Genomic DNA, 6,924 nt, shown 5'->3' on the forward strand with positions numbered 1-6,924 from the left:
CTAGCTCGCCGCGTCGGTCCAGTCGGAGAATCCCGACGGATGATGCGGTCCGATCACGCCGTGCTCGAACAAGCCTGCGCCCTCGCGAACCGATCCGTCAGCTTCGGTACACACGGCCTTGCCGACATGGTCGATGAGACTGAACGGCGCCCGGGCCATCACCTCTGGATCCGTCAGGTCGAAGCTGACGCGTTCAGCGAATGGTGCACCCTTCCAGCTGCCATGCGCCCACGAGGAGTCGCCACCGTAGCCCGAGCCGAAAGCGATGGGAGCAAACAGCTTTGACTCGACGTCCAACTCGATCTTGTCTCCGGCGCGGTTCATGAACTCCACATGGGCGCTCCGTGGAATTCTTGTGCCGGGCTGGTAGTCAATGCTCACCCGAACTCCGTCGAGCTGCTCGACGCGACCGTCTCGCCACCTGCGGGTGCAGTCGTAGAGGCTGCGGTGACCTTCGGGATCTTCTTGCAGAATCAAGAACAGCTGGTAGTCGTCGAACGCCAACGGCAGGTACAGCCACCACATTCCACGGAACGAAGCGTCTGGCCGACCAGCAGGCTCGGCCTCGCCGACAGGTCGGATGCCCCACGAGCGGTCACGGCTCGCCACACTGCTGTCGTGACTGACTTCCAGTCGTTCGCCATCGACATCGATCCAGCCCTGCCACGAACCGACCTGCGCAAAGCGAGACGCCTGCAACGTCACCCGCCTGTCGGTGAGCATCTGGTGCGGCTCCTCCAGAGCGGCGGGAAACAGCCCGCGCCAGGTGAGGTCGGCGGAAATACCTTCGGTCTGCGCCAATGTCAGATGCACCTGCTGTAGCGGCTCGATGACATCGAGGCGGTAGCCGTTGACGTTCTGATGAAGGCGATCGTCGTCGATGGCGTCGCTGAGGTGCACCGCGGTCTGGGTGTCGCCGCGACGAACGACGAAGTAGGCGTCCTTGACGCCGAGGCGTGGGTAATAGCCGATACCTGTCAGGGCCATGAAGCGCCCTTCGCGGTCGAGCACGTTGAAGTACGACCGGTCGTAGAAATTTCGATCGGACGTGGCCGGCCAGGTCAGAGGCGCGGGCGTTTGATGAATGGGGAACTCGTCGAGCGGGCTCAGATGCACTAGCTCTCCTCAAATACGATGCGTACCGTATTGGAACTATGGTGAAGCCATGACAGCAGAAAGCGGCAGTGAAAACAAGGGCTCTGCGCAGTCCGCTCCCGGGCGGCCGCGTGACGGCAGGATCGATGCCGCGATCATCGATGCCACACGCGAACTGATCCTCCAGACCGGCTACTCCGCGTTGTCACTGTCGGCGATCGCTGCGCGTGCCGGAACCACAACTGCTGCCATCTACCGCCGGTGGTCGGGCAAGGCACAGCTCGTTCACGAAGCCGTGTTGTACGCCGAATCGGTACCCGTGCCAGACGGTTCCGGCGACATCCGCGCGGAGATCCGGGGTCTGGTCGAGACGGTCCGCATCATCTTCGACAGACCGGAGGTGCGGTTGGCGCTACCGGGTCTGATCGCGGACACCGTTGCCGATCCTGATCTGCATGCCATGATGATCACCCGATTGGGCGGCAACCTCACGGCATTCGAATCTCGATTCGGACAAGAGCGCCGAAACGACGACCATCTGCCCATGCTCGCCGAGGTGGTCGCGGGCACTGCGATCTTTCGCATTCTCATCCGAAGCGACGCAGCCCTCGACGACACCTGGGTGGACGAGATGACCAAGATGATCACCGACCGTTGGCCCCCCGAGAAGTCGCTGGACCACCCCTGAAAGCACTCTCCTGTCCACCCGACCGGCTGTGAAGACGGGGAACTATCGTTCGCTGTATGCGCTTTGATGAGTATCAGGACTTCGATGCACTCGGACTCGCTCAACTCGTCAAAGACGGTGACATGACGGCCGGCGAGCTACTCGATATCGCGCAGCAACGGGCACACGAGGTGAACCCTCGGATCAACGCAATCGTCCGCTTCATGAACTCACAGGCGGACGATCACGTCGCCGATGAACGGATGGGCCCCTTCAGCGGCGTCCCGTTCCTGATCAAGGACCTGGCTCAGGACTATGGCGGCCTACCCAGTAGCAGCGGTTCGCGATCACTCGTGACTGTCCTCGCGGGTGAACATTCCACCGTGGTTCAGCGATGGCTGGATGCCGGATTGGTGATCTTCGGCAAGACCAACACCCCCGAATTCGGCGCCAAGGGGATCACCGAGCCCGAACTGTTCGGGCCCGCGCGCAACCCGTGGGATCTGGCTCGGACACCTGGCGGTTCGTCGGGCGGATCCACCGCGGCCGTTGCTGCCGGCATCGTCCCGGTCGCCGGTGCCAACGACGGCGGTGGCTCGATCCGGATCCCGGCCGCCTGCTGCGGACTCGTCGGCCTGAAGCCGGGCCGCGGACTCCTACCCATGGGTCCAGCCATCAGTGAGGCGATGCATGGCGCCGCGACCCAAGGAGTTGTATCCCGGTCGGTACGAGACACCGCGGCGATGCTCGACGTGCTTGCGGGAGGCGAGCCGAGCGGCCCGTTTCTGCCATTCACCCCAGCCGACAGCTATCTGTCACAGGTGGGTGCCGACCCCGGACGGCTACGCATCGGCGTCTGCTCCCAGTCGGGTATCAATCCCGCCCCACACCAAGAAGCGGTGGCGGCAAACGACGCCACCGCGAAGGCCCTTGCCGACCTCGGCCACGATGTGGAGATCTTGGACCAGCAGCCGTTCGACGACCTGGCGTTGGCCCGCGACTTCTTACTGACCTGGTTTGTGTACCTGGCGTGGGAAATGGACGACGCCAAGCGCCGATCCGGTTGCAGCGACTCCGATTTCGAGATCGACACGCGTGTGATGGCCGCACTGGGGCGAGCCCACACCAGCGTCGAGTACATCGACGCGGTCATGCGCCGACACGACCATGTACGACGACTGTCAGCGTATTTCGAAAAGTATGACCTGCTGATGACGCCAACTCTGGCCGAGCCTCCGCCACGCATCGGTGCATTCAACACTCCCCGCCCCGCGCGCATGGCGGCAGCCGGTCTACTCAGGACTCGCACAGCCGGCTTGTTGCGACATGCTCCCTTGGTGGACAACATGATCCACGACAACCTCAGTTGGGCGCCCTATACACAGTTGGCGAACCTGACCGGACGTCCTGCACTGTCGTTGCCACTTCACTGGACCCCGGAGGGCATACCGATGGGAGTGCAGTTCACCGCACAATTGGGAGGCGAAGCCATGCTCCTACGTCTCGCAGGACAACTCGAACAGGCAATGCCTTGGGCACACCGCGTGGCTGCCCTGCCGCCAACCAGCTAGACCGTGAGCCAAACAGTCTGTCTCTCACAAGACTTCCGGCGGGACGCCGACTGGGCACTGCAGGTGTCAGCCGCCACCAGATGTCCGCCGGAGCTCGTCCGCCGACGGGGAAACGGATCTCAGGGCGCCTGCGTCGACCGCTCGTGCGAACGTGGCGATCGCTTTGCCCGTCACATCCGGCTGGATGAGCGGGAACAAATGACTGGCACGAGGTATCACGGTCAGGTGAGCACGGGGCGAAATCGCTTCGAAGCGGCGTTCATTGACGCGGAACTGGTCCCAGCCGCCGTTGATGAATTCGATCGGTCCTGGATACCGCGCGAGTTCGCCGAGGGCATCGAATCGGGAGACCTCGGCGACAACATCTTTGATCGAAGCCAATGCGAGGCCGCCGACTTCCATGTCGTCAGCGACTCGGCGCCCGACCGAAGCGCGGGTGAGCCACCTGCTGATGGCCGCTGCCTGCTCGGGTAGGTACGCGGTCGTCGCCCCGAACGCCCGAAACGGGGCTGCATAGAACCGACTGGGTTGTGCTGTCGCGCACATCGCCACCAGCCCACTGACCAGATCTGGACGCCTGCCCGCGACGGCCATCGAAACGTACCCGCCCATCGACATGCCTGCAACGATCGCGGGTGGCCCGAGCTCCTCGATGGCCTTGACCACCGTGTCAACGGCACCTGCAAGTGTGAACGGCTCCCCCACCCGTGTGCCATGACCGGGCAGATCCGGGAACACCACTTCGCGGTCCGGGATCGCGGCAGCGATTCGGTGCAACGATGCCCCGCTGACACGAATCCCGTGGACGAGAACAACCGGTGCGGGAACGGGCGCAGACACGGGAGTCAGTATGCCCTCAATCATCGAGGGGCCCAAAGGTTCAGGTGCGCCCCTGCGCCGAACCGTTACTTGAAGTTCTCGAACGCGTTGCGCAGTAACACTCGAGTGAACGGCCGGGGAACGGCAGCTCTCTGACTCAGTCCGATCCTGCGTCCGCTTCGGCCGACGACTTTCCCGCCGTCTCATCCCAGGCGACGTAACCTGCTCCAGACAGGTCCGTGCTCAAGCCACACGTAGTCCGGATTCGGACGCACCGGACGACCGCGTAGCCGATTCAGCCGTGGCGATTCGTCGATCAGTGACGTGAGTATCTCGAGCTGACGCAGCGTCCATGCGCGCCGGGGACGAACGGCTATTTGGTAGGCGCCGAGGTAGTCGGTGATTTCTTCGCTGAACGCGGTCTTGAACTGGCCTACCCCGTGTCGGGGGTGAGATGGATCGGAAATGGTCGACGTCGACGGTGTCCCGTCGAGGTCGTAACGCTCGCATCCCTGCTCCCGCGCCCACTGCATGATCTCCCACTGCAGCGCGTACGCGGCGCGGCTACCTCCCAATCCACACAGGAAAGGGTCGCCGGGGCGCTTGCGAATCGAGCCCGCCCCCAGGTAGAGCGCATTCTTGCCCAATTTCGAGACGAACGCGCCGACCACCACCTCGCCCTGGTGCCGAGCCAGGAAAAGCTGACCGTCGCCCGACGCTTCGTACTGCTGGAACAGAGCAGTCGACGTCTTGAGGCCGGGAATCCTGAACCGGCCGCCACTGGTGGCGTCGAGCATCTCGTACAGGATGCGGCAGTTCTCGTCGGTGGCCGGCACCCGTTCGACCGTGACACCTTCCTGCGCTGCACGACGGATCGACTTTCGCGCTCGCTTTTTGAAGCGAGCCTGAACGTCGAGTTCGGAGCCGCGCAGATCCACGATGACCGTGCTGTCGTCCAACCACGTCGGTACACGGATAAAACCCTGGACACGAAGGGTTTTGGCGTCGTCTGCGTTCGCCTTCAGTTGGGAACGCACCCGAACCGCGGTGATCCCGTTCTCTGCCCCGAACGCAGCCACTGCGCGGCCAGACCGGATCAGATCGTGAACGTCGAGGACAGGCGGTCCGAAAAGCACCCAGAGCGCTCCCACAAGCGGCACGTCCACCTGGAACGCCGTCACTGCGTAACCGCCCACGATGAGATAGATGGGCCTGGCACCCTGTAAGGCCATGCCGTCGATGTTGGCGCGACCGCGATAGACGGTGCCCTCGTCTGGGCTCAGCAGGACCAGTTCGTCCCACCGCGCGATTTCGTCATCGTTGGCGAAGCGCACGTGCGTTGCTCCAGCCGCAGGCTGATGACGTGTATCCCCACGTTGTCCGAATCGCCGGCCCGAGCGGACATTTCCGCGCACTACCTTGACTGCGCTCATGTGGCAGAGCTCCCGGCTAAGGCGGCGCCGTAGCGCTGCTCGATTTTGACGGCCTTGGGCGGGTGAACGTTCACCCTGGAAAGGTCGCCGTTGTAGTGGCTGAGCACGCGGGGATCCATCACCTTGCGCCACAGCGGTGGGAAGAACGCCAGAACCACCATCATGGCGTAGCCCGCAGGAAATTGAGGGGCCTCGCTGCAGCTACGAAGGGCCTGGTACCGCCGTCCGGCGCGCGCGTGATGGTCGGAGTGCCGTTGCAGGTTGAGCAAGACGACGTTGCTGACGAGGTGGTCACCATTCCAACTGTGCTCGGGACGCACCTTTCCCAATCTTCCATCCGGAGTGGGCATTCGCAGCAATCCGTAGTGCTCGATGTAGTTCACCGCTTCGAGTACAAGCATGCCGATGACCGCCTGCAGCGCGAAATATGGCAGCACTGCCCACCCGAAGGCTGCGACGATGACGACAACGATCGCGACACTCACCGACCAGGACTGGAGAATTGTGTTGCGCCAGTTCCAGAATCGGTGGCCCTGACGATGTAGACGAGCGGTTTCGAGCTCGATACCCGAGACGAGTCCTCCATAGAGCGCGCGGGGATAGAACGCGAACAAAGACTCACCGAATCGCGCGCTCGCCGGATCTGCGGGAGTTGCGACCTTCACGTGGTGGCCGACGTTGTGTTCGACGTAGAAGTGCCCGTACACCGACTGCGCCAACGCGATCTTGGCCAGGCTCTGCTCCAGTTTCTCGCGTTTGTGGCCCAACTCGTGCGCGGCGTTGATACCGATTGCGGCACTCATGCCCAGTGTGATCGAAAGGCCAACTCGCTCACCCCTGGTCATGTCCGCGAAGGCAAGGCACCAGAAGCCGAAAAGCAGACCCGCGTACTGGAGCGGGACGAAGATGTAGGTGCACCACCGGTAGTACCGGTCCGCCGACAACGTCCGCACCGCATCATCGGGCGGTCCGGCACGGTCGGGCCCCCGGATCAGGTCGAGAAGTGGGACGACCACGAGGAGCAGGTAACCACCGAAACCCCACAGCAACCCCGACACACTGTTGGCCAGCAGGCACGCGATGAACGGCCCGGCAGGCACGAGTAGACACAGCGGCCACAGGTGACGTTTGGGGTCTTTCCAAGTGCGAGTATCCGACATACCCCGGTCCTCGACTTCAGCTCTGAGCTGGGTGTGGTGCATCAGCACAGCCACCTCGCCCGCAATCTTCACGCGTCTTCACACTCACGGATCCCTTCCGTGGCACTGCATACCCCAAAACCCGGTTGTTCGACGTCAGGACTGGTTCGCCCGCAATGGCCGCTTTCAGTCCGTCTCGC

6 protein-coding genes are annotated in these 6,924 nt (G+C 63.2%); 2 read left to right on the forward strand and 4 right to left on the reverse strand.

Annotated elements, in window-relative coordinates:
• Positions 1-1,116 carry a hypothetical protein gene (locus tag KXR83_RS11360; protein ID WP_437424917.1) on the reverse strand — a complete coding sequence of 372 codons (1,116 nt, stop codon included), beginning with the start codon at positions 1,114-1,116 and terminating at the stop codon, positions 1-3.
• A gap of 49 nt (positions 1,117-1,165) precedes the next feature.
• On the opposite strand from KXR83_RS11360, the gene KXR83_RS11365 reads away from it, so the two are divergent.
• Together KXR83_RS11365 and KXR83_RS11370 are read left to right on the forward strand one after the other, a co-directional pair.
• Positions 1,166-1,783 (forward strand): TetR family transcriptional regulator, encoded by a 618-nt coding sequence (locus tag KXR83_RS11365; RefSeq protein ID WP_437424918.1) that lies wholly within the window; start codon positions 1,166-1,168, stop codon positions 1,781-1,783.
• Positions 1,784-1,839: 56 nt separating this feature from the next.
• Positions 1,840-3,333, forward strand: a complete 1,494-nt coding sequence (locus KXR83_RS11370) for an amidase (RefSeq protein WP_437424919.1) — start codon at positions 1,840-1,842, stop codon at positions 3,331-3,333.
• 66 nt (positions 3,334-3,399) lie between these two features.
• On the opposite strand, the gene KXR83_RS11375 is transcribed toward KXR83_RS11370, so the two are convergent.
• The 3 genes from KXR83_RS11375 to KXR83_RS11385 form a co-directional block, all read right to left on the reverse strand.
• Positions 3,400-4,197, reverse strand: a complete 798-nt coding sequence (locus KXR83_RS11375; RefSeq protein WP_437424920.1) for an alpha/beta fold hydrolase — start codon at positions 4,195-4,197, stop codon at positions 3,400-3,402.
• Positions 4,198-4,355: 158 nt separating this feature from the next.
• Complete coding sequence (locus KXR83_RS11380; RefSeq protein ID WP_437424921.1) at positions 4,356-5,486, reverse strand: lipid II:glycine glycyltransferase FemX; 1,131 nt, start codon at positions 5,484-5,486, stop codon at positions 4,356-4,358.
• A gap of 95 nt (positions 5,487-5,581) precedes the next feature.
• Positions 5,582-6,787: an alkane 1-monooxygenase gene (locus KXR83_RS11385; protein WP_437424960.1), complete on the reverse strand. Its 1,206-nt coding sequence runs from the start codon at positions 6,785-6,787 to the stop codon at positions 5,582-5,584.
• Between the last annotated feature and the right edge of the window lie 137 nt (positions 6,788-6,924).

This window comes from Williamsia muralis, from assembly GCF_051487485.1.
Lineage (GTDB): Bacteria > Actinomycetota > Actinomycetes > Mycobacteriales > Mycobacteriaceae > Williamsia > Williamsia muralis_B.

Coding starts and splice junctions, on each gene's coding strand:
- KXR83_RS11365 (WP_437424918.1), top strand. CDS start 1,166: ATGACAGCAGAAAGCGGCAGTGAAAACAAGGGCTCTGCGCAGTCCGCT.
- KXR83_RS11370 (WP_437424919.1), top strand. CDS start 1,840: ATGCGCTTTGATGAGTATCAGGACTTCGATGCACTCGGACTCGCTCAA.
- KXR83_RS11375 (WP_437424920.1), bottom strand. CDS start 4,197: ATGATTGAGGGCATACTGACTCCCGTGTCTGCGCCCGTTCCCGCACCG.
- KXR83_RS11385 (WP_437424960.1), bottom strand. CDS start 6,787: ATGCACCACACCCAGCTCAGAGCTGAAGTCGAGGACCGGGGTATGTCG.